An 18,949-nucleotide genomic window follows, 5' to 3' on the forward strand; every position below is an offset into this window, starting at 1 on the left:
AGCCGAAGCGGCGCTGGGGCCCCGCCAATCACAGCGCGGCGTTCACCCCTGCCGCCACGGCAACCCCTGCCGGCGCCAGCCGCCTTTTTTGCCGCGCTGCGCATGGCTGTCGGGGTCGCCCTCGAAGCCTTCGAGGATGTTGTAGGCGGTGATGCCCAGCTCGGTGGCGCGGCGCGCGGCGGCAATCGAGCGCACACCGCTGCGGCACAGCAGCACGGCGCGGCCGCCTTCGGGCACGGCGGCGCGCAGCTGGGCGTCGAAGTTGGCATTCATCGCCATGCCGGGCCATTGCTTCCAGGCCACGGCAATGGCGCCGGGCACCTGCCCCACCCATTCGCGCTCGGCATCGCTGCGCACGTCGATCAGCACGGCCTGGCCGTCTTGCACCCATCGCCAGGCCAGCTGCGCCGGCACATCGCCCGCATAGCCCTCGGCCGCGCGCGGCGCCTGCAGGCTGGCGCCATCGGCGTCGTGCCGCAGGCCCGAGTGCAGGTTGGCCGGCACCGCCTCGTCGATGCGGCGCGGGCGCGGCAGCTGCAGCGACTCCATCAGCGCCACAAACTCTTCCTGGCTGCGGCCGGCCACGCGGGCGTTACCGGCCTTTTCGGCACCGATGGTGGAATGGCTGCGCCCGTTGTAATCGTGGCCGGGCCAGACGGTGGTGCCCTCGGGCAGGGCAAACAGCACACCGGTGATGCTGCGATACAGGTCGGCCGCGCTGCCCGACTGGAAATCCGTGCGGCCGCAGCCGTTGATGAGCAAGGTGTCGCCGGTAAAGACATGGTCGCGCCACAGGAACGACATGCTGCCCGCCGTGTGGCCGGGCGTGTGCAGGGCGCGCAGGGTTTCGCCGCCAAAGGCCAGCGTTTCACCGTCTTGCAATTGCACCGCCGCCGTGCCAATGCCGCAGCCCGCGGGCACCGCCGTGCGCGCCCCGGTGTGCTCGGCCAGGCGGCCCGCGCTGGTGATGTGGTCGGCATGCGCGTGGGTCTCCACGGCCCAGCGCAGCGTGAGCTGGTGCGACTGCAGCACAGCCAGGTCGCGCTCCAGCTGCTCGTCCACCGGGTCGATGATCAGCGCATCGCGCGTGGCGGGGTCGTGCAGGATGTAGGTGTAGGTGCTGGAAGCGGGGTCGAACAGCTGCAGGGGAATCATGGTGGGCATCCAGGTGATAGATCCGGGCGGACGGTGCGGCCATTGTGCCGCGCACTGCCCTTGCCTTCAAACGCTGGGCAGCCTATCGGCACGCTCATTCCCACAGCGGGGCCGGTTGCTCGCGCAGGGCGTGGCGCAGCACCGGGTAGTCGGGCACTACCGTGGCCACGGTGCCCCAAAAACGCGGGCTGTGGTCCATCACGCGCAGGTGCGCCAGCTCGTGCACCACCACATAGTCGATGATGGCCGGGCGGTAGTGCAGCAGGCGCCAGTTCAGGCGGATGGAGCCGTCGGCCTTGGCGCTGCCCCAGCGGGTCTGGGCGCTGGACAGGCGCAGGCGGGTCCAGCGCACACCGAGCAGCGGCGCGAAATGGTCGAGCCGGGCGGTGAAGTGGCGGAGCGCGTCGCGCATCAGCCAGGCCTGCACGGCATCGCGGATTTGCGCCGGGCTGGCGCTGTGGGGCAGGCCGATGCGCAGGCTGGCACCCGTGGCGCCTTCACTGGCGGGGTGCAAGGCACCGCCCTGGCCGGTGAAACCGTGGGTGGGGTCCAGCACCACGGTGAGCGGCTCGCCCAGGTAGGGCAATTGCGCGCCGTGGGCCCAGGCAATGCGGCCGCCCTCGCTGCGCTGCTGGCGCGCGCGGGCTTCATCGAGCTTGCGCAGGATCCAGCCCGATTTTTCGCGCAGCGCCGCCTCCACGGCCTGCAATGTGACCCAGCTGGGCGCCCGCACGGCCAGGCCATCGGCCCCCACCGTGAAGCCAATGCTGCGCCGGCGCACGCGCTGCAGCGCATAGGCCACCACGGCATCGCCCAGCAGCACCTCGCGGTTGGCCTGGGGATGGCGGAACTCGGCAGGGGACAGCAGCGACGCCAAGGCCGGTGCCGGTGCAGCGGTGGGGGGCGCGTTGTTTGCTACTGTTTCAGGAGCTGCTTGCGCTTTATCCACAAGCGCTACAGGCAGTTTTGGCTTGATTTTCTCGGCAGGCGACCCTGCCACCGTGGGCGAGGCGCCAGCGGCGCGCTCCTGCGGCCCGGGCGGGTCGAACAGGTCGAGCGCCAGTTGCACCAGCCGCTGCATCATGGCGCCCTCACGGGTTGGCGGAATACGCCTCAGGGTCCAGGCGGCGCATTTCGGCTTCGATCCAGGCCTCGACCTCCTGCATCAGTTCGTCGGGCTTGCGGCCCACGCTGGGGATGGGCTGGCCGATCGACACATCCACCACCCCGGGGCGCTTGATGAAGGCCTTGCGCGGCCAGACCCGGGCCGAGGTGACGGCCACCGGCACCACGGGCACGCCGGTATCAATGGCCAGCCGCGTGCCGCCGCTCTTGTATTGCCCTGCCTGGCCGCGCTCGATGCGCGTGCCCTCGGGGAACATGATGACCCAGGTGCCGCGCGCCAGCAGCGCCCGGCCCTGCTGCACCACCTTGACGAAGGCGCGCGCGCCCTGGCCGCGGTCGATGTGGATCATGTCCAGGCTGCCAATCGACCAGCCGAAAAAGGGCACGCGCAGCAGCTCCCGCTTGAACACATAGGCCAGCGGGCGCGGCATGATGGCCGGCATGAGGAAGGTCTCGTAGGTGGACTGGTGCTTGACCAGCAGCACCACGCCCTGGTTTTCCTGCGTGGGCAGATGCTCCATGCCGGTGATGCGCGGGCGGATGCCCATGATGACGCGGGCGGCATCGACACTGAGCTTGAGCCAGGCCCGCGCAATGCGGTAACGCGTGCGGCTGCTGGCGCCAAAAAGCCGCACCAGCAGGATCAGCAGCGTGTAAGGAACCACGGTGATGCCCATCCAGAGCATGTGGAGGATGGAACGGATCAAGGCCATATCTTTTGGATGTTTTTGGGGCTCTAGCGCTTATCAATCAAGCGCAACCAGCTATTAAATAAGTAGCATCAGTACGCCAGGGGTGGCGTGCCCGGCAGGGTGGCGGCATCCGGTGCGGGCGTGGGCTGCGGTGCAGGCGCCGGGGGCAGCAGTTGCTCGACAAACGCCGCCAGGCTGGCATGAACCCGCGTGGTGGCGGGAAAGTCGATGGGCAGAATTTGCCCGGGCTGCAGATGGGCCGACCGGCCTGTGCACACCAGATGCACCTGCGCACCCAGCGCAGCCCCCGCCTGCAGATGCTCGGCGCTACTGCCAACCACCTGCACATCGAAGGGCTCCACGCCATAGCGGTCGCAGATCTGTTCAAGCAGGCCGGGCGCGGGCTCGCGGCAATGGCAGGCCTCATCGGGCGCGTGCGGGCAATAGAAAACGGCGTCGATGCGCCCCCCAGCAGCCGCGGCCTGCCGCAGCATTTTGGCGTGAATGGCGTTGAGCGAGACCACGTCGAACAACCCCCGCCCCAGCCCCGGCTGATTGGTGGCCACCACCACCCGCCAGCCCGCATGGTTGAGCCGGGCCACGGCCTCCAGCGCGCCCGGCTGGGCGGTCCACTCCTCGGGCGAGGTGATGAAATCATCCCCCAGCAGGTTGAGGGTGCCGTCACGGTCGAAGATGGCGAGTTTCATGGTGGGCCCTTGCCTGGTTGCAGCAGCCAGCCTAGCAGACGACTCAGGCCGCCAGGCGCGAAAGATCGGCCACGCGGTTCATCGCATCGTGCAGGCTTTTGAGCAGGCCTTGGCGGTTCAGGCGCAGGTCCAGTTGCTCGGCGTTGACCATCACATCGTCAAAGAACGCATCCACCGGCGCGCGCAGCACGGCCAGGGTTTGCAGCGAGGCGGTGTAGTCGCCGGCGTCGAACTGCGCATTGGCCTCGGGCACAAAGCGCTGCAGCGCAGCGTACAGGTCTTGCTCGGCCTGCTCTTGCAGCAGCACCGGGTTGACGTGCGCATCCACCGGCCCTTCGACCTCGGCCTTCTTGAGGATGTTGCCGACGCGCTTGTTGGCTGCTGCCAGCGCCGGGCTTTCGGGCAAGGCGGCAAAGGCGCGCACTGCGGCCAGTTGCTTTTCGACCAGGGCCAGGCGTTGCGGGCGCAGGGCCAGCACGGCGTCCACCTCTTGGGCGCTGTAGCCCTGCTCGCGCAGGCTGCCAGCGAGACGGTCGTAGATGAAATCGGCCAGCGCAGCCGATGCGTCGGTGATCTTGTCGCCAAAGGCGGGCACAGCACCGGCCAGCAGCGCGTTCAAATCCAGCGACAGGTCTTTTTCGACCAGCATGCGGATCACACCCAGCGCGTGGCGGCGCAGCGCAAACGGGTCGCGGTCGCCCGTGGGCAGGTTGCCAATGCCGAACATGCCGACCAGGGTTTCCAGTTTGTCGGCCAGCGCCACCACCACACCGGCGGTGTTGCGCGGCAGCGCATCGCCCGCAAAACGGGGCTTGTAATGGTCTTCGATGGCGTGCGCCACGGTCTCGCCCAGGCCGTCGTTGAGCGCGTAGTAGCCGCCCATGGTGCCCTGCAGCTCAGGGAACTCGCCCACCATGTCGGTCACGAGATCGGTCTTGGCCAGCAGCGCGGCCTGGTCAGCATCGGCCACCAGTTGCGCGTCGCCCAGCTGCGTGGCGATGGCGTTCGCAATCGCGCGCACACGCTCCACGCGCTCGCCCTGCGTGCCCAGCTTGTTGTGGTAGACCACCTTGCCCAGGCCTTCGACGCGCGAGGCCAGGGTCTTCTTGCGGTCCTGGTCGAAGAAGAACTTGGCGTCGGCCAGGCGCGGGCGCACCACGCGCTCGTTGCCGCCCGTGACAAAGCTCGTATCTTCAGGGCTGATGTTGCTGACCACCAGGAACTTGTTGGTGAGCTTGCCTGCGGCGTCTAGCAGCGGGAAGTACTTCTGGTTGGCCTTCATCGTGAGGATGAGGCATTCCTGCGGCACGCCCAAAAACTGCTCCTCAAACTGGCAGATGAGCACATTGGGGCGTTCGACCAGCGCGGTGACTTCGTCGAGCAGCGCGTCGTCTTCAATGGCGCGCGCGCCGTTGCCTACCTGGGCGGCGGCAGCATCCAGCTGGCGGGCGATCTCGGCCTTGCGCTCGGCAAACGATGCGATCACGGCGCCGTCTTTGCGCAGCGTGGCGGCGTAGCTGTCGGCATCTGCCAACACCACGGGCGACACGGCGGCTTCAAAGCGGTGGCCCTGCGTGCTGTTGCCGGCGGTGAGGCCCAGCGCCTTGACGGGCACCACGGCAGCGCCATGCAGCGCCACCAGGCCGTGCGCGGGGCGCACAAAGTTCACGCTGCTCCAGCCGGGTAGCTCGCAGTCGGTTTCGAGCTGGTAGCTCATGACCTTGGGGATGGGCAGCTTGGCGATGGCTTCATCCAGCGCCTTTTGCAGGCCACCCGCCAGCGTGGCACCGGGCACCACGCTGTCGTAGAACAGCGCTTCGGCCTTGCCATCCTGTGCGCGCTTGAGCGCGGCCACGGCGGCTGCGGGGTTGGACACATCGGCCCCCAGCGCCTGCAGCTTTTTCAGCAGCGCGGGCGTGGCGTTGCCGCTGGCGTCCAGGCCCACGGTCACCGGCATCAGCTTTTGCTGCACGGCCTTGTCGGCGGCCTTGTCGGCCACGGCGGTTACGTGCGCGGCCAGGCGGCGGGGCGAGGCAAAGGGAGTCACCACCGAGGCGGCCGTCGCCAGGCCCTGGGCCTTGAGCTGGTCGCCCAGCACGGAGGCAAACGCATCGCCCAGCTTTTGCAGCGCCTTGGGGGGCAGTTCTTCGACAAACAGTTCAACGAGGAGGTTATGGGTTGTCATCGTCATTTCTCTCACGCAGCCTTCTTCGTCATCTGTTCCACCCACTCGCGCGGCGCCATGGGGAAGCCCAGGCGCTCACGGCTTTCGTAGTAGCTTTGCGCCACGGCGCGGGCCAGGTTGCGGATGCGGCCGATGTAGGCGGCGCGCTCGGTCACGCTGATGGCGCCGCGCGCGTCCAGCAAGTTGAAGCTGTGCGCGGCCTTGAGCACCTGCTCATAGGCGGGCAAGGCCAGTTGCTGCTCCATGAGGTACTTGGCCTGTTTTTCGTGCGCATTGAAGGCGGTGAACAGAAAGTCGGCGTCGCTGTGCTCGAAGTTGTAGGTGGACTGCTCGACCTCGTTTTGCTTGTACACGTCGCCGTAGCTCAGCCGGGAGCCGTCGGCACCCTCGGTCCAGGTCAGGTTATAGACGTTGTCCACGCCTTGCAGGTACATGGCCAGGCGCTCCAGGCCGTAGGTGATTTCACCCGTGGCGGGCTTGCAGTCGATGCCGCCCACCTGCTGGAAGTAGGTGAACTGCGTCACCTCCATGCCGTTGAGCCAGACCTCCCAGCCCAGGCCCCAGGCGCCGAGCGTGGGGTTTTCCCAGTCGTCTTCGACAAAGCGGATGTCGTTCTTTTTGAGATCGAAGCCCAACGCTTCGAGCGAGCCCAGGTACAGCTCCAGGATGTTGGCTGGCGCGGGCTTGAGCACCACCTGGAACTGGTAGTAATGCTGCAGGCGGTTGGGGTTCTCGCCGTAGCGGCCGTCCTTGGGGCGGCGGCTGGGCTGCACGTAGGCGGCCTTCCAGGGCTCGGGGCCAATCGCTCTTAAAAACGTAGCAGTGTGCGATGTACCGGCGCCCACTTCCATGTCATAGGGTTGCAACAGCGCGCAGCCCTGGGCGTCCCAGTAGGACTGCAGCTTCAAGATGATTTGTTGGAAGGTCAGCATGAATCGATTCTGGCTTGCCGCAGGCCGGGCCTGCGCCGATGAAAAAGAGGGGCAGTCAGCGCTGCCCAAACGTCGATTTTACGGCGCCGCCCGTGCGGATGCGGGCAAGAAACGCCCGGCCGCCTGTGCCGACGCGCAAAGACGCGGATGCGAAGGGCTGCTAGACCCTTTCACGCCCTGCACCTTCACCAATTCGTCACAGTCGTGACATTCAATGCCGGTTTGTCCTTTTGTGTATCACCACCAACTCTTGCGCATGACTTCATTCTTCACCTCCTCCCGCCGGAATCTTTTTTGCCTCTCCCTGGTGGCTGCCGCTGCCCTGTCCGCCTGCGGCGGCGGCGATGACGACGTCGAGCCCACGCCCAGCACCCTCAAGCTGGAAAAGATCGGCGGGTATTCCTCCGGCACCTTCCTCAAGAGCGCGGCAGAAATTCCCGCCTTCGACGCTGCCTCCAAGCGCGCCTTCGTGGTCAACGCCCAGTCGGGCAAGCTCGACGTGCTGGACCTGAGCGACCCCAAGAAACCCAAGAAAGTGGGCGAAGTCAATGGCACCAGCGTGCTGCTCAATGGCGAGGTCAACAGCGTGGCCGTGAAAGATGGCCTGGTGGCCATCGCCATCCAGGCCAAGCCCAAGACCGACACCGGCCGCATCGCGATCTACCAGGCGTCTGACCTGAAGCTGCTGGGCTCTGCCACCGTGGGCGCCCTGCCCGACATGCTGACCTTCACGCCCGACGGCAAGACCGTGCTGGTGGCCAACGAAGCCGAACCCAGCGACGACTACCAGGTGGACCCCGAGGGCTCGATCAGCATCGTGGACGTGAGCAACCCCGCCAGCCCCTCCGTGCGCACCGCGGATTTCAAGGCCTTCAACAGCCAAAAAGCCGACCTGCTGAAAGCCGGCGTACGCATCTTTGGCCCCACGGCAGACGGCAGCGGCACGGCTGATGTCGCCAACGATCTGGAGCCCGAATACATTGCCATCGCCCCCGATGGCAAGACTGCGTGGGTGACGCTGCAGGAGAACAACGCCCTGGCCATCGTGGACATTGCCAGCGCCAAGGTCACCAAGATCGTGCCGCTGGGCTACAAGGACCATGGCCAGGCTGGTAACGAGCTGGATTTTTCAGACAAAGATGCAGCGATCAAGACTACCACTGCGCCTAACGTTCTGGGCATGTATCAGCCTGACTCCATTGCCGCTTACAAAGCCCAGGACGGCGCAACCTATCTGGTGACTGCCAACGAGGGCGATGCTCGCGAGTGGGGCGACAGCACTGTCCTCAACAAGGGTTACCTGGAAGAGATGCGCGTCAAGGATCTTGCGAAAGTCAGCGCATTTGGTACTCCCCCCGCCCATCTGACAAAACTGGCCAATGGCAAGTCCACTCCGGGCGCCCTGCTCAACCCCGCCAACTTCGCCTGGTGCGGCGCCGTGGCCGGCGACCCCAAGACCTGCCGCGACGACGACAAGCTGGGCCGCCTGAAGGTGACCTGGACCCAGGGCTACCAGACCAACCCCGACGGCAGCCCCAAGTGGTACAACACCGCAGGCGTGGCCGACTCCGCCGGCAACCGCCTGATGTACGACAAGCTCTACACCTACGGCGGCCGCTCCATCTCCATCTGGGACGCCCAGGGCAAGCAGGTGTGGGACTCAGGCGCGGCCATCGAGCAGTTTCTGGCCAGCGACGAGTGCAAACTCGGCGCCAAGCGCGACCTTGCCTGCAAGACCTACTTCAACACCGGCCACGATGCCACCGCCGCGCTGGACGCCCGCAGCTCGGCCAAAGGCCCCGAGCCCGAAGGCCTGGCCGTTGGCACGATCGGCAACAAGAGCTTTGCCTTTGTGGGCCTGGAGCGCATGGGCGGTGTGCTGGTGTTCGACATCACCGACCCCAAGGCCCCCCAGCGCGTGGACTACATCAACACCCGTGAAGACTGGACCGCGAGCTTCAGCGACAAGACGCCGCCCGATCTGTCCAAGGTGGGCGACCTGGGCCCCGAAGGCCTGGCGTTCATCCCCGCCAAGCAGTCGCCCAACAGCAAACCCTTGCTGCTGGTGGGCAACGAGGTGAGCGGCAGCACCGCGGTGATTCAGCTCAACCTGGGCTATTGACCGAGCATTGAGCAAAAGCCCCGTCAGCAGATCACTGGTGGTCTTCTGGCGGGGCAGGAGCCAGGTTGGGGAAGCGACCCGCGCCACGGTTTCGGTGCCGCTGACTTTTGCCTACTCCTTACCCTTCTCAATTTTGATAGCAGCCTCCGCTTATCCAATAAGCGCTAGAGGCTGTTTTCGCCTCAACCCTAGACGTCAATGCAGCTGACCCAGAAACTGGCGCAGCTCCGGTGTCTGCGGGGCGCCAAACAGCTGCTCGGGCGCGCCCATTTCGTGCACCCGGCCCTGGTGCATGAAGACCACGCGGTCGCTCACCTTGCGGGCAAAGCCCATTTCGTGGGTGACCATGATCAGCGTCATGCCCTGGTCAGCGAGGCCTTCGACCACTTGCAACACCTCGCCGACCAGCTCCGGGTCGAGCGCGGATGTCACCTCGTCGCACAGCAGGATCTCCGGGTTCATGGCCAGCGCGCGGGCGATGGCCACGCGCTGCTGTTGGCCGCCCGAGAGCTGATCAGGCATGGCATCGAACTTTTCCGCCAGACCGACGCGCGCCAGCAGGCGCTGGGCGTTCTGGCGCGCCACGTCCTTGGGCTGGCTGGTGACGAGTGTGGGCGCCAGCATCACATTGCGGCCCACCGTGAGGTGCGGAAACAGGTTGAAGTTCTGAAAGATCATGCCCACGTTCTTGCGCAACTCGCGCAGGGCGTGGGCGTCACCGGCCTTCAAGGGCTGGCCGTGCACGCTCAGCTCGCCTTGCTGAAACTGCTCCAGCCCGTTGATGCGGCGCAGCAGCGTGGACTTGCCCGAGCCGCTCTTGCCAATGATGGAAATCACCTCGCCGCGCTGCACCTGCAAGTCAACGCCCTTGAGCACTTCGTTGTCGCCATAGCGTTTGCGCAGGCCTTTTATCTGCACCAGCGGAAAGATGCCTGGCGCTGGGGCGGTGGATGCGGGGGAAAAAGAGGCAGCAGAGGCGGTGGTCATGGCGGGCAATCCAGGTCAGGTCAACAAATCAGGCGAGCAAACAGAACATTGCGGGCAGTCAGCGCCTCGGGCGCAAGCGCCGCTCCAGCCGCTGGCTCCATAGCGACAGCGGAAAACACAGGGCAAAGTACAGCGCTGCCACGCAGCCGTAGATCAGGAAAGGTTCAAAGGTGGCATTGGCAATCAGCTGGCCAGCCTTGGTGATTTCGATAAAGCCGATCACGCTGGTCAGCGCCGTGCCCTTGACGATCTGCACGCTGAAGCCGGCCGTGGGCGCAATGCCCATGCGCAGCGCCTGCGGCAGGATTACGTGACGCAACTGCTCGGTAAAACCCATTGCCAGGCTGGCCGATGCCTCCCACTGGCCTTTGGGAACGGACTCCACGCAGCCACGCCAGATCTCGCACAGATAGGCGCTGGAGTAGAGCGTGAGACACACGCAGGCCGCCAGCAGCGGCGAGGTGTCGATGCCTACCATGGCCATACCGAAATAGGTCAGAAAGAGTTGCATCAATAGCGGCGTGCCCTGAAACACCTGCACATAGGTGGCAACAAAGCGCTGCGCCCCCGGCAGCTTGGCCAGGCGCAACACCAGCAGGGCCATGCCCAGCACGCTGCCGCAGACGAAAGCAATGACGGACAGGCCCACCGTCCAGCGCAGGGCCAGCAGCAGCTGTTTGGCAATGTCCCAGAAAGTGAAATCAACCATGGTGCGTCACTCCTTCAGGCGCGGCGGCCAAACACCCAGCGCGGGCCGATCCAGTTGAGCAACTGGCGCAGCAGCACGGCCAGGCCGAGATAGACCACGGTGACGAGGATGTAGGACTCGAAACTGCGGAAGGTGCGGCTGGAGATGAGGTTGGCGGCGTACGAGATCTCTTCGGTCGAGATCTGGCTGCACACCGAAGAACCCAGCATGACGATGATGGTCTGCCCCACCAGCGACGGCCACACGCGGCCCAGCGACGGTGGCAGCACTACGCGGGTGAAGGTTTGCCACGGCGACAGTGCAAGGCACTGCGCGGCCTCGATCTGCCCGTGCGGCGTGGCCTCGATGCCGGAGCGGATCTGCTCGCAGGCATAGGCGCCCAGGTTCAGCGTCATGGCCAGAATGCTGGCCACCTCGGGCGAGAGGCGCACGCCCATGGACGGCAGACCGAAGAACAGGAAGAACAGCTGGATGATGAACGGCGTGTTGCGAAACACCTCGACATAGGCGGCCACCCCAAAGCGCAGCGCTGCCCCACCGTACAGCCGGGACCAGGCGCAGGCAATGCCCAGCAGAACGCCCAGCGGAATGGCGATGCCGGTCAGCACCGCCGTCAGCACCAGCCCTTTGAGGAGCATGGGCCATTGGCCCAGCACCGTTGCGAAATCCATTGCCATGCGTGCAGTCCGTGATCAGAAAAAGAAAGAAGCCCTGGGCAACGGTGCGGCATTTGCGGGCACAGGCCCGCCGTCTTCCGCGCAGTGACACGGGCCCGTTGAACGCGGCCCTCAGTCCGGCAGGTTGCCCGTGCCGCGGCCCAGCCACTTTTGCGAGTACGACTCGAGCGTGCCGTCCTTCTTGGCGGTGCGCAGGATCTCGTTGATCTTGTTCAGCAGCGCGGTCTCGCCCTTGCGCACGCCGGTGTAGTTGGGCGAGTCCTTGATCAGCAGCTTGTATTCGGCCTGCACCTTGGGATTTTTTTGCAGCGCGGCAGCGGCCACGGCAGCGCCCACTGCGACAAACTGGGTCTGCTGCGTCATGAAGGCGGCCATGGTGGCGTTGTCGTCCTCGAAGCGCTGGATCTTCAGGCTCTTGGGCGCCAGTTGCACCAAGGCGTCGTCCTGAATGGTGCCGCGCGTCACAGCCAGGGTCTTGCCGGCCAGATCGTCAAAGCTCTTGAGCTCCACGTTCTTCGGGCCGAACACGGCCTGGAAGAACGGCGCATAGGACGTGGAGAAATCGATGACCTTCTGGCGCTCTTCGTTCTTGCCCAGTGCGGAGACGATGACGTCGATCTTTTTGGACTGCAGGTAGGGAATGCGGTTGGGCGTGCTGACCGGCACCAGGTCGGCCTTGACGCCCAGCTTGTCGGCAATCAGCTGCGCGACAGCGACGTCCACACCGGTGGGCTTGAAGTCAGGACCCATGAAACCATAAGGCGGGTAGTCGGTGGGAATGCCCAGGGAGATGCTTCCCTTGTCCATCACGGCCTTGAGCGAGCCATCTTGCTGCGCATTGGCACCGAACGACAAGGTCATGGCAACGGCGGCAACGGCACCGGCGGCGAAAGCTCTGCGACTGAATTTCATGAGGCACTCCGTGAAAGAAAAAAGGTTGGGTGCCTCCTCATCAGCACATTGCGTGCCAGCATGAAACAACCGTTGCACGGCATCCGACAGGCATCACGCCAACGCCCCATTGCCAGGCAGAAACGCCGGCGGCCCATGACCCTTTATCTATAGAAGCGACCCCGACAGCCAACGCACAGCGCAGCGTGCGGGCACCTTTTTTGCTGTGCAGGGTGCATGCCGATTGAAACAATGGTTTCTTTGTTCCAGAATTTCGGCACACATGTTTCATAACCGTGCGCCACCGCCCCAAGCTGGGGCGCAGCGCCCAAACACAGGGAGCAGTCACCATGGCCTTGCCCGATGTACCTTCATCCATGGAGGCCCGCGTGCGCCACATGTATGGCGATCTCTCGGACGCCGAACGCAAGCTGGCCGATGTGGTGCTGGCGCGGCAGGATGAATTGCTGGGCTACACCGCCACCGAGCTGGCGCAGCTGGCCGGCACATCCAAGTCCACGGCGGCGCGATTCTTCCGCCGTGCGGGTTTTGCCGGTTTTGACGAATTTCGCCAACAGGTTCGCGCCCACCACACGCGCCAGTCGCCGCTGGCCCGCATGGCGCAGGTGCAGCGCAAGGACAGTCTGGCCCAGCAGCTGCATACCCATCTGCGCCAGGACGCCCAGCGCCTCGCCGGCTGGGCCGATGCCCTGCCCGAAGCGCAGGTGCAGGGCGCACTGGCCCTGCTGTCCAAGGCGCGCAAGGTGTGGGTGGTGGGCTACCGCCACAGCCAGGTCACGGCTGGCTATGCCCAGGCCCTGCTGGCCCAGGTGCGCAGCGATGTGGTCAGCCTCAATGACGCCAGTGGCCGCGAAGCCGAGCTGCTGGCCAGCGCCAGCGAAAGGGACGTGGTGCTGGCCGTGGACTTTCGCCGCCGCAGCACCCGCCTGCCCGTCGTGCTGGCGGCCGCGCGCAGCATGGGTGCACAGGTGGTGCTGCTGACCGATGCGCCGGTCTCCGCCCTGGCCATGCAGGCCCAGGTGGTCTTGCGTTGCGGCGCCAGCGCCCCCGATGGACTGTTTGACTCCTATGTCTGCGCCATCAGCCTGATGAACTTTCTGGCCGGCGCGTTTGCCGCGCAGTCCAAGACCGGCACCCACGCGCGCTTGCAGCGCATCGAACAGTTGCATGTGGTACTGGGCGACCTGGAGCCACAGCTTTAAGGGCGCCCCGCGTGGCCACTCCCATTGACTTGATCCTTTTCCTTCTGTTTGACCTGAAAGACACCATGCCCCCACTTCCCGCCCTCACCGCTGAATGCCTGCGCAACCCCGCCGCCGACCGCCAGGCCCCTTACAGCGAGCGCCGCAGCGCCATCCTGGGCGCTGCGGCGCTGGCGCAGGCCGAGCGCGACCTGACCGGCTGGCAGGGCTATGCGGCCACGCCGCTGCACACCCTGCCCGCGCTGGCGCAGGCGCTGGGCGTGGCCGCCTTGCACTACAAGGACGAAGGCAGCCGTTTTGGCCTGGGCAGCTTCAAGGCCCTGGGTGGCGCCTATGCCGTGGCGCGCCTGCTGTGCCGCGAGCTGGGCGCCCGCCTGGGCCGCCCGCTTTCCACGCAGGACCTGCTGACGCCCGAGCTGCGCGCACTGTGCGCCGACATCACCGTCACCTGCGCCACCGACGGCAACCACGGTCGGTCCGTCGCCTGGGGTGCGCAACTCTTTGGCTGCCGCTGCGTGATCTACATCCACGCCACGGTGAGCGAAGGCCGCCAGGCCGCCATTGCCCATTACGGTGCCGAGGTGGTGCGCACGCCGGGCAACTACGACGATGCCGTGCGCCAGGCCGATGCCGACGCCAAACGGCATGGCCGCTTCGTCATCTCCGACACATCGTACCCCGGCTACATGGACGTGCCGCGCGACGTGATGCAGGGCTACCAGCTGATGGTGCAGGAGGCCGCGCGACAGCTGGCGCAGCGCCCCACACACATCTTCGTGCAGGCCGGTGTGGGCGGTCTCGCCGCTGCGGTGTGCGGCTATTTTTGGGAGCGTGACGGCAGCGAGCGCCCGGTGTTTGTGGTGGTGGAACCCGACCGCGCCGATTGCCTGACGCAAAGCGCCAAGGCCGGGCGGCTGACCGCCGTTACCGGCGACATCGACACGCTCATGGCGGGCCTGGCGTGCGGCGAGGTATCGCACCTGGCCTGGGAAATTCTGGAACAAGGCACGGATGGCTTTTGCGTAATCAACGACCAGGCCGCCGTCGAGGCCATGCGCCTGCTGGCCCGCCCGCTCGGAAACGACCCCGTGATCGTGGCCGGCGAATCCGCGGTGGCCGGTGTGGCCGCCGCCGTGGCAGCCTGCCAGAGCGAAGCGGCCCGCGAGGTGCTGGGCCTCACGGCCGACAGCCGCATTCTGTTCTTTGGCAGCGAAGCAGCGACCGACCCCCAACTGTACGAGCAGCTGGTGGGCGAGAGCGCCGAGGCCGTCGCCACCCGCGCCGGAGCCCGCGCATGAGCGATACACCAACGATCAATGGCGCACGGCTGATGCAGCGCATCGCCGAACTGGGCCAGTTTGGCGCACTGCCCGGCGGCGGCACCAACCGCCTGGCGCTGTCGGACGCCGACCGTGCGGCACGCGACTGGACCGTGCAGCAGATGCGCGCACTGGACATGGACGTGGAAATCGATGCCATCGGCAACGTGTTTGCCACCTACGCCGGAACCGCTGACCTGCCCCCCGTGGCCACTGGCAGCCACATCGACACCGTGCGCACCGGCGGCCTGTACGACGGCAACTATGGCGTGCTGGCGGGGCTGGAAGTGGTGGCCACGCTGCGTGATGCCGGTGTGCGCACGCGGCGCCCGCTGCAGGTGGCCTTTTTTACCAACGAGGAAGGCGCGCGCTTTCAGCCCGACATGCTAGGCAGCCTGGTGCATGTGGGCGGCATGCCGCTGGCTGAAGCGCTGGCCAGCGTGGCGGTGGACAACGGCGCCGCGCTGGGCGCCGAGCTGGCGCGCATTGGTTACGCCGGCCCGGCCCCCGTGGGCGCGCCGCGCGTGGACAGCTTTATCGAGCTGCACATCGAGCAAGGCCCGGTGCTGGACCGCGAAGGCATTGCCATCGGCGTGGTGGAAGGCGTGCAGGGCATTTGCTGGATGGAACTCAGCTTCAGCGGCCACAGCAACCATGCGGGCACCACACCCATGGCGCTGCGCTGCGACGCCGGCATGGCGGCCATGCGCTGCGCCGCCTTTGTGCATGAACTGGTGGCGCGCTATGGCGGGCGCCAGCTGGGCACGGTGGGCGCTGTGACGCTGCAGCCCAACCTGATCAACGTGATTCCGAGCCGCGCCGTGATGACCGTGGACCTGCGCAACACCGACGGCGCGCTGCTGCATGCCGCGCAGGCAGAGATGCTGGCCCACGCCCGGCGGGTGGCGGCCGAGCATGGCGTGCAGTTCAGCCACCGCCAGCTGGCCGACTTTGCGCCGGTGCAGTTTGACGCGGCACTGATCGACAGCGTGGAGCGCCACGCGCGGGCGGCCGGCCTGTCCACGCTGCGCATGCCCAGCGGCGCCGGCCATGACGCGCAGATGCTGGCCCGCGTGTGCCCCACAGCGATGGTGTTTGTGCCCAGCGCCGGCGGGCTGAGCCACAACGTGCGCGAGCACACCGACGCGCAGCAGCTGGAGCAAGGCGCCAACGTGCTGCTGCAGGTGATGCTGGAGCGGGCCAACCGCGCATGATCACACCCACTATTTGAATAAAAAATGCCGGCAGCGCTTATCTATAAAGCGTTAGTAGCTATGATTTTTGAAGAAAACACGCCCCATATGTCCCGCATCATTAACGTCGCCCTGGGCCAGCTGGGCCCGATCCAACGCACCGACAGCCGCACCGCAGTGGTCCAGCGCCTGTGCACCATGATGTGCGAGGCGCACAGCCTGGGCGCCCATGTCATCGTCTATCCGGAGCTGGCGCTGACCACCTTCTTCCCGCGCTGGTACCTGGAAGACCCGGCCGAGATCCGCCGCTACTTCGAGCGCAGCATGCCCGGCGCCGAAACGCAGCCGCTGTTCGAATTGGCCAGGGAACTGGGCGTGGGCTTTTACCTCGGCTACGCAGAGCTGGCCGAAGAAGCGGGCCGGCTGATGCAGTACAACACCGCCATCCTGGTGGACCGCACGGGGAGCATCGTCGGCAAATACCGCAAGATCCATGTGCCGGGCCACTTCGAGCACGAACCCTGGCGCAAATTCCAGCACCTGGAAAAGCGCTATTTCACCCCCGGCAAATCGTTTGACGTGCACCAGGCCTTTGGTGGCACCGTGGGCATGGCGCTGTGCAACGACCGCCGCTGGGCCGAGACCTACCGCGTGATGGCTCTGCAGGGCGCAGAGATGATCTTCATTGGCTACAACACCCCGGTTCACAACGCACCGGCGCCGCAGCACGACGACCTGTCACTTTTCCACAACCAACTGGCCGTGCAGGCCGGCGCCTACCAGAATGGCTGCTGGGTTGCCAGCGTGGCCAAGGGCGGCGTCGAAGAAGGCGTGGACAGCATCGCGGGCAGCCTGCTGGTGGCGCCCTCGGGCGAGGTGGTGGCGCGCTGCACCACCAAGGACGACGAGGTGGTGCTCGGGCGCTGTGACCTCGACTTTTGTGCCGTCTACAAGCGCACCACGTTCAACTTTGATCTGCACCGCCACCCCGAATGCTATGGGCTGATCGTGCAGAAAAGGGGCGAGACGCTGGCCGCAGATGGCAACCCGTGGCAGGATTGATTGCACCAAGGCAGCGGGCATAAAAAAAGAGAGCCGTCGGCTCTCTTTTTCATGGATTTTGGAACCGCACTGCAATCCCCGTCCACCCGCTGCGCGGTGGCGATACGATTTTACTGACCGTCCCAGCGGCGCAGCACCAGGCTGGCGTTGGTGCCACCGAAGCCGAAGCTGTTGGACAGCGCGTTGCGGATGGGTGCGTCAACCGTCTCGCGCACCAGGGGCATGCCTTCTGCGGCGGGTTCCAGCATTTCGATGTTGGCCGAGCCGGCGATGAAACCCTGGCGCAGCATGAGCAGGCAGTAGATGGCCTCTTGCACGCCCGTGGCGCCCAGCGAGTGGCCGGTGAGCGACTTGGTGGACGAGAACGGCGGAATGGCGTCGCCAAACACTTCGCGGATGGCGCGCAGCTCGGGCACATCGCCCACGGGCGTCGAGGTGCCGTGGGTGTTGATGTAGTCGATGGGTTCGCTCACGGTGGAGATGGCCTGGCGCATGCAGGCAATGGCGCCGTCGCCCGAAGGGGCCACCATGTCGGCGCCATCGGACGTGGCGCCAAAACCGACGACCTCGCCCAGGATGGTGGCGCCGCGCGCCAGGGCGTGATCCAGGCTTTCGAGCACCACCGCGCCGCCGCCGCCCGACAGCACAAAGCCGTCGCGGTTGGCGTCGTAGGCGCGCGAGGCTTTCTCGGGCGTGTCGTTGTAGGCACTGGACATGGCGCCCATGGCGTCAAACAGCAGGCCCATGCCCCAGGTGACTTCTTCGCCGCCGCCGGCAAACATCACGTCCTGCATGCCCCAAGCGATCTGCTGGGCGGCCGCGCCGATGCAGTGCGCCGAGGTGCTGCAGGCCGATGTGATGGAGTAGTTGATGCCCTTGATACCGAAGTTGGTAGAAAGACATGCCGACACGGTGGAGCTCATGCAGCGCGTGACCTGGTAAGGCCCCACGCGGCGAATGCCCTTGCTGCGCAGAATGTCGGCCGCTTCGATCTGGTTGGCCGGCGAGCCGCCGCCCGAGCCCATGATGAGGCCGGTGCGCGGGTGCGACACCTGCTCGGGCGTGAGGCCCGACTCGGCAATGGCGTTGGCCAGCGAAATGTGCGCATAGGCCGCCGCATCGCCCATGAAGCGCAGCTGCTTGCGGTCAATCAGCGCTTCCAGGTCGATCTGGGGAACACCCGCCACGCGGCTGCGCATGCCCAGCTCGGCAAACTGGGGCATGGCGCGGATGCCCGAGCGGCTTTCGCGCAGCGAGGCCTCCACCGTAGCCATGTCATTGCCAATGCACGAGACGATGCCCGTGCCCGTGATCACCACGCGTTTCATGCTGCCTCTCCTTGCGGTGCTCCGTCTTTTGCCGCTTCTTCCTTCTTGAACAGGCCCACGCGCAGGTCGCTGGCCACGTAGATTTCCTTGCCATCGGCCAGCAGGCGGGCGTCGCCAATGGCCATGACCAGCTTGCGCTTGATGACGCGCTTGATGTCGATTTCGTAGGTGACGAGTTTGACGTCAGGCCCCACTTCGCCGGTGAACTTGACCTCGCCCGCACCCAGGGCGCGGCCGCGACCGGGCAGCTGCAGCCAGGTCAGGTAAAAGCCGATGAGCTGCCACATGGCATCAAGCCCCAGGCAGCCGGGCATGACCGGATCGCCCTGGAAGTGGCAGGCAAAAAACCACAGGTCAGGACGCACATCGAGCTCGGCCCGGATTTTTCCCAGCCCGTGGGCGCCGCCATCGCTGTCGATGTGGGTGATGCGGTCAAACATCAACATGGGTGGCAGCGGCAGACGCCCGCTGTCAGCGCCGCACAGCCGGCCCTCGCCCGAGGCAATCAGTTGTTCATAGGAAAAGGAATCTGCCATTTTCAGTCGTGCTCCAGAACAGCGGCCGTGCCGCTTCAAAAATTCACTATTCGCAACCCCCTGCTACCGGTTGCAGGGCTCCATTATCAAGGCACATCCGGGCCGA

At 65.9% G+C, this 18,949-nt stretch carries 18 protein-coding genes and 1 pseudogene; 6 read left to right on the plus strand and 13 right to left on the minus strand.

Annotated elements, in window-relative coordinates; all coding sequences use genetic code 11:
* Positions 1-42: 42 nt before the first annotated feature.
* The 7 genes and pseudogenes from CCX87_RS21385 to glyQ form a co-directional block, all read right to left on the minus strand.
* Positions 43-453 carry a rhodanese-like domain-containing protein gene (locus CCX87_RS21385; protein WP_335622393.1) on the minus strand — a complete coding sequence of 137 codons (411 nt, stop codon included), beginning with the start codon at positions 451-453 and terminating at the stop codon, positions 43-45.
* A pseudogene (locus CCX87_RS21390) lies at positions 451-1,155 on the minus strand (MBL fold metallo-hydrolase); the annotation flags it as partial. The pseudogene CCX87_RS21390 and the gene CCX87_RS21385, both read right to left, overlap by 3 nt.
* Positions 1,156-1,249: 94 nt before the next feature.
* Positions 1,250-2,236 carry a M48 family metallopeptidase gene (locus CCX87_RS15925; RefSeq protein WP_087748413.1) on the minus strand — a complete coding sequence of 329 codons (987 nt, stop codon included), beginning with the start codon at positions 2,234-2,236 and terminating at the stop codon, positions 1,250-1,252.
* 10 nt (positions 2,237-2,246) lie between these two features.
* Positions 2,247-2,993, minus strand: a complete 747-nt coding sequence (locus CCX87_RS15930) for a lysophospholipid acyltransferase family protein (RefSeq protein WP_087747680.1) — start codon at positions 2,991-2,993, stop codon at positions 2,247-2,249.
* 68 nt (positions 2,994-3,061) lie between these two features.
* Entirely contained in the window at positions 3,062-3,679 is a 618-nt protein-coding gene (gmhB, locus tag CCX87_RS15935; protein ID WP_087747681.1) for a D-glycero-beta-D-manno-heptose 1,7-bisphosphate 7-phosphatase, read from the minus strand.
* A gap of 43 nt (positions 3,680-3,722) precedes the next feature.
* Positions 3,723-5,864 (minus strand): glycine--tRNA ligase subunit beta, encoded by a 2,142-nt coding sequence (gene glyS / locus CCX87_RS15940; RefSeq protein ID WP_087747682.1) that lies wholly within the window; start codon positions 5,862-5,864, stop codon positions 3,723-3,725.
* An 11-nt stretch (positions 5,865-5,875) separates the two neighbouring features.
* The gene (glyQ, locus tag CCX87_RS15945) at positions 5,876-6,796 is read right to left on the minus strand and encodes a glycine--tRNA ligase subunit alpha (RefSeq protein WP_087747683.1); all 921 of its coding nucleotides are present in this window, start codon (positions 6,794-6,796) and stop codon (positions 5,876-5,878) included.
* Here glyQ and CCX87_RS20940 point away from each other — a divergent pair.
* Positions 6,795-7,004, plus strand: a complete 210-nt coding sequence (locus CCX87_RS20940; RefSeq protein WP_143218318.1) for a hypothetical protein — start codon at positions 6,795-6,797, stop codon at positions 7,002-7,004. The genes glyQ and CCX87_RS20940 overlap by 2 nt on opposite strands.
* A gap of 99 nt (positions 7,005-7,103) precedes the next feature.
* A complete protein-coding gene (locus tag CCX87_RS15950) occupies positions 7,104-8,918 on the plus strand; it encodes a choice-of-anchor I family protein (protein ID WP_442857474.1) in 1,815 nt (604 codons plus the stop codon).
* A 195-nt stretch (positions 8,919-9,113) separates the two neighbouring features.
* Here CCX87_RS15950 and CCX87_RS15955 read toward each other — a convergent pair whose 3' ends face one another.
* From CCX87_RS15955 to CCX87_RS15970, 4 genes are all read right to left on the minus strand, one after another.
* Positions 9,114-9,905 (minus strand): amino acid ABC transporter ATP-binding protein, encoded by a 792-nt coding sequence (locus tag CCX87_RS15955; RefSeq protein ID WP_087747685.1) that lies wholly within the window; start codon positions 9,903-9,905, stop codon positions 9,114-9,116.
* 58 nt (positions 9,906-9,963) lie between these two features.
* Positions 9,964-10,614, minus strand: coding sequence for an amino acid ABC transporter permease (locus tag CCX87_RS15960; RefSeq protein ID WP_087747686.1), 651 nt, complete (start codon positions 10,612-10,614; stop codon positions 9,964-9,966).
* Positions 10,615-10,628: 14 nt separating this feature from the next.
* Positions 10,629-11,291: an amino acid ABC transporter permease gene (locus CCX87_RS15965; protein ID WP_087747687.1), complete on the minus strand. Its 663-nt coding sequence runs from the start codon at positions 11,289-11,291 to the stop codon at positions 10,629-10,631.
* Between the two features lie 111 nt (positions 11,292-11,402).
* Complete coding sequence (locus tag CCX87_RS15970; RefSeq protein ID WP_087747688.1) at positions 11,403-12,203, minus strand: transporter substrate-binding domain-containing protein; 801 nt, start codon at positions 12,201-12,203, stop codon at positions 11,403-11,405.
* Between the two features lie 329 nt (positions 12,204-12,532).
* On the opposite strand from CCX87_RS15970, the gene CCX87_RS15975 reads away from it, so the two are divergent.
* From CCX87_RS15975 to CCX87_RS15990, 4 genes are all read left to right on the plus strand, one after another.
* Complete coding sequence (locus CCX87_RS15975) at positions 12,533-13,405, plus strand: MurR/RpiR family transcriptional regulator (protein ID WP_087748415.1); 873 nt, start codon at positions 12,533-12,535, stop codon at positions 13,403-13,405.
* Positions 13,406-13,470: 65 nt separating this feature from the next.
* Entirely contained in the window at positions 13,471-14,703 is a 1,233-nt protein-coding gene (locus CCX87_RS15980; protein WP_087748417.1) for a diaminopropionate ammonia-lyase, read from the plus strand.
* Complete coding sequence (locus tag CCX87_RS15985) at positions 14,700-15,938, plus strand: Zn-dependent hydrolase (protein ID WP_087747689.1); 1,239 nt, start codon at positions 14,700-14,702, stop codon at positions 15,936-15,938. Before CCX87_RS15980 ends, CCX87_RS15985 begins: the two co-directional genes overlap by 4 nt.
* Before the next feature lie 87 nt (positions 15,939-16,025).
* Positions 16,026-16,979 (plus strand): N-carbamoyl-D-amino-acid hydrolase, encoded by a 954-nt coding sequence (locus CCX87_RS15990; protein ID WP_087748419.1) that lies wholly within the window; start codon positions 16,026-16,028, stop codon positions 16,977-16,979.
* 110 nt (positions 16,980-17,089) lie between these two features.
* Here CCX87_RS15990 and fabB read toward each other — a convergent pair whose 3' ends face one another.
* Positions 17,090-18,307: a beta-ketoacyl-ACP synthase I gene (gene fabB, locus CCX87_RS15995; RefSeq protein ID WP_087747690.1), complete on the minus strand. Its 1,218-nt coding sequence runs from the start codon at positions 18,305-18,307 to the stop codon at positions 17,090-17,092.
* Entirely contained in the window at positions 18,304-18,843 is a 540-nt protein-coding gene (gene fabA / locus CCX87_RS16000) for a 3-hydroxyacyl-[acyl-carrier-protein] dehydratase FabA (RefSeq protein ID WP_087747691.1), read from the minus strand. The genes fabB and fabA overlap by 4 nt, the downstream gene beginning before the upstream one ends.
* Between the last annotated feature and the right edge of the window lie 106 nt (positions 18,844-18,949).

The organism is Acidovorax sp. T1 (genome assembly GCF_002176815.1).
Taxonomy (GTDB): domain Bacteria; phylum Pseudomonadota; class Gammaproteobacteria; order Burkholderiales; family Burkholderiaceae_C; genus Acidovorax.

Excerpts from the sequence above, each read along its gene's own strand:
- CCX87_RS15925 (WP_087748413.1), bottom strand. The coding sequence starts at position 2,236 with ATGCAGCGGCTGGTGCAACTGGCGCTCGACCTGTTCGACCCGCCCGGG.
- CCX87_RS15930 (WP_087747680.1), bottom strand. The coding sequence starts at position 2,993 with ATGGCCTTGATCCGTTCCATCCTCCACATGCTCTGGATGGGCATCACC.
- gmhB (WP_087747681.1), bottom strand. The coding sequence starts at position 3,679 with ATGAAACTCGCCATCTTCGACCGTGACGGCACCCTCAACCTGCTGGGG.
- glyS (WP_087747682.1), bottom strand. The coding sequence starts at position 5,864 with ATGACAACCCATAACCTCCTCGTTGAACTGTTTGTCGAAGAACTGCCC.
- CCX87_RS20940 (WP_143218318.1), top strand. The coding sequence starts at position 6,795 with ATGAATCGATTCTGGCTTGCCGCAGGCCGGGCCTGCGCCGATGAAAAA.
- glyQ (WP_087747683.1), bottom strand. The coding sequence starts at position 6,796 with ATGCTGACCTTCCAACAAATCATCTTGAAGCTGCAGTCCTACTGGGAC.
- CCX87_RS15955 (WP_087747685.1), bottom strand. The coding sequence starts at position 9,905 with ATGACCACCGCCTCTGCTGCCTCTTTTTCCCCCGCATCCACCGCCCCA.
- CCX87_RS15960 (WP_087747686.1), bottom strand. The coding sequence starts at position 10,614 with ATGGTTGATTTCACTTTCTGGGACATTGCCAAACAGCTGCTGCTGGCC.
- CCX87_RS15965 (WP_087747687.1), bottom strand. The coding sequence starts at position 11,291 with ATGGCAATGGATTTCGCAACGGTGCTGGGCCAATGGCCCATGCTCCTC.
- CCX87_RS15970 (WP_087747688.1), bottom strand. The coding sequence starts at position 12,203 with ATGAAATTCAGTCGCAGAGCTTTCGCCGCCGGTGCCGTTGCCGCCGTT.
- CCX87_RS15975 (WP_087748415.1), top strand. The coding sequence starts at position 12,533 with ATGGCCTTGCCCGATGTACCTTCATCCATGGAGGCCCGCGTGCGCCAC.
- CCX87_RS15980 (WP_087748417.1), top strand. The coding sequence starts at position 13,471 with ATGCCCCCACTTCCCGCCCTCACCGCTGAATGCCTGCGCAACCCCGCC.
- CCX87_RS15985 (WP_087747689.1), top strand. The coding sequence starts at position 14,700 with ATGAGCGATACACCAACGATCAATGGCGCACGGCTGATGCAGCGCATC.
- CCX87_RS15990 (WP_087748419.1), top strand. The coding sequence starts at position 16,026 with ATGTCCCGCATCATTAACGTCGCCCTGGGCCAGCTGGGCCCGATCCAA.
- fabB (WP_087747690.1), bottom strand. The coding sequence starts at position 18,307 with ATGAAACGCGTGGTGATCACGGGCACGGGCATCGTCTCGTGCATTGGC.
- fabA (WP_087747691.1), bottom strand. The coding sequence starts at position 18,843 with ATGGCAGATTCCTTTTCCTATGAACAACTGATTGCCTCGGGCGAGGGC.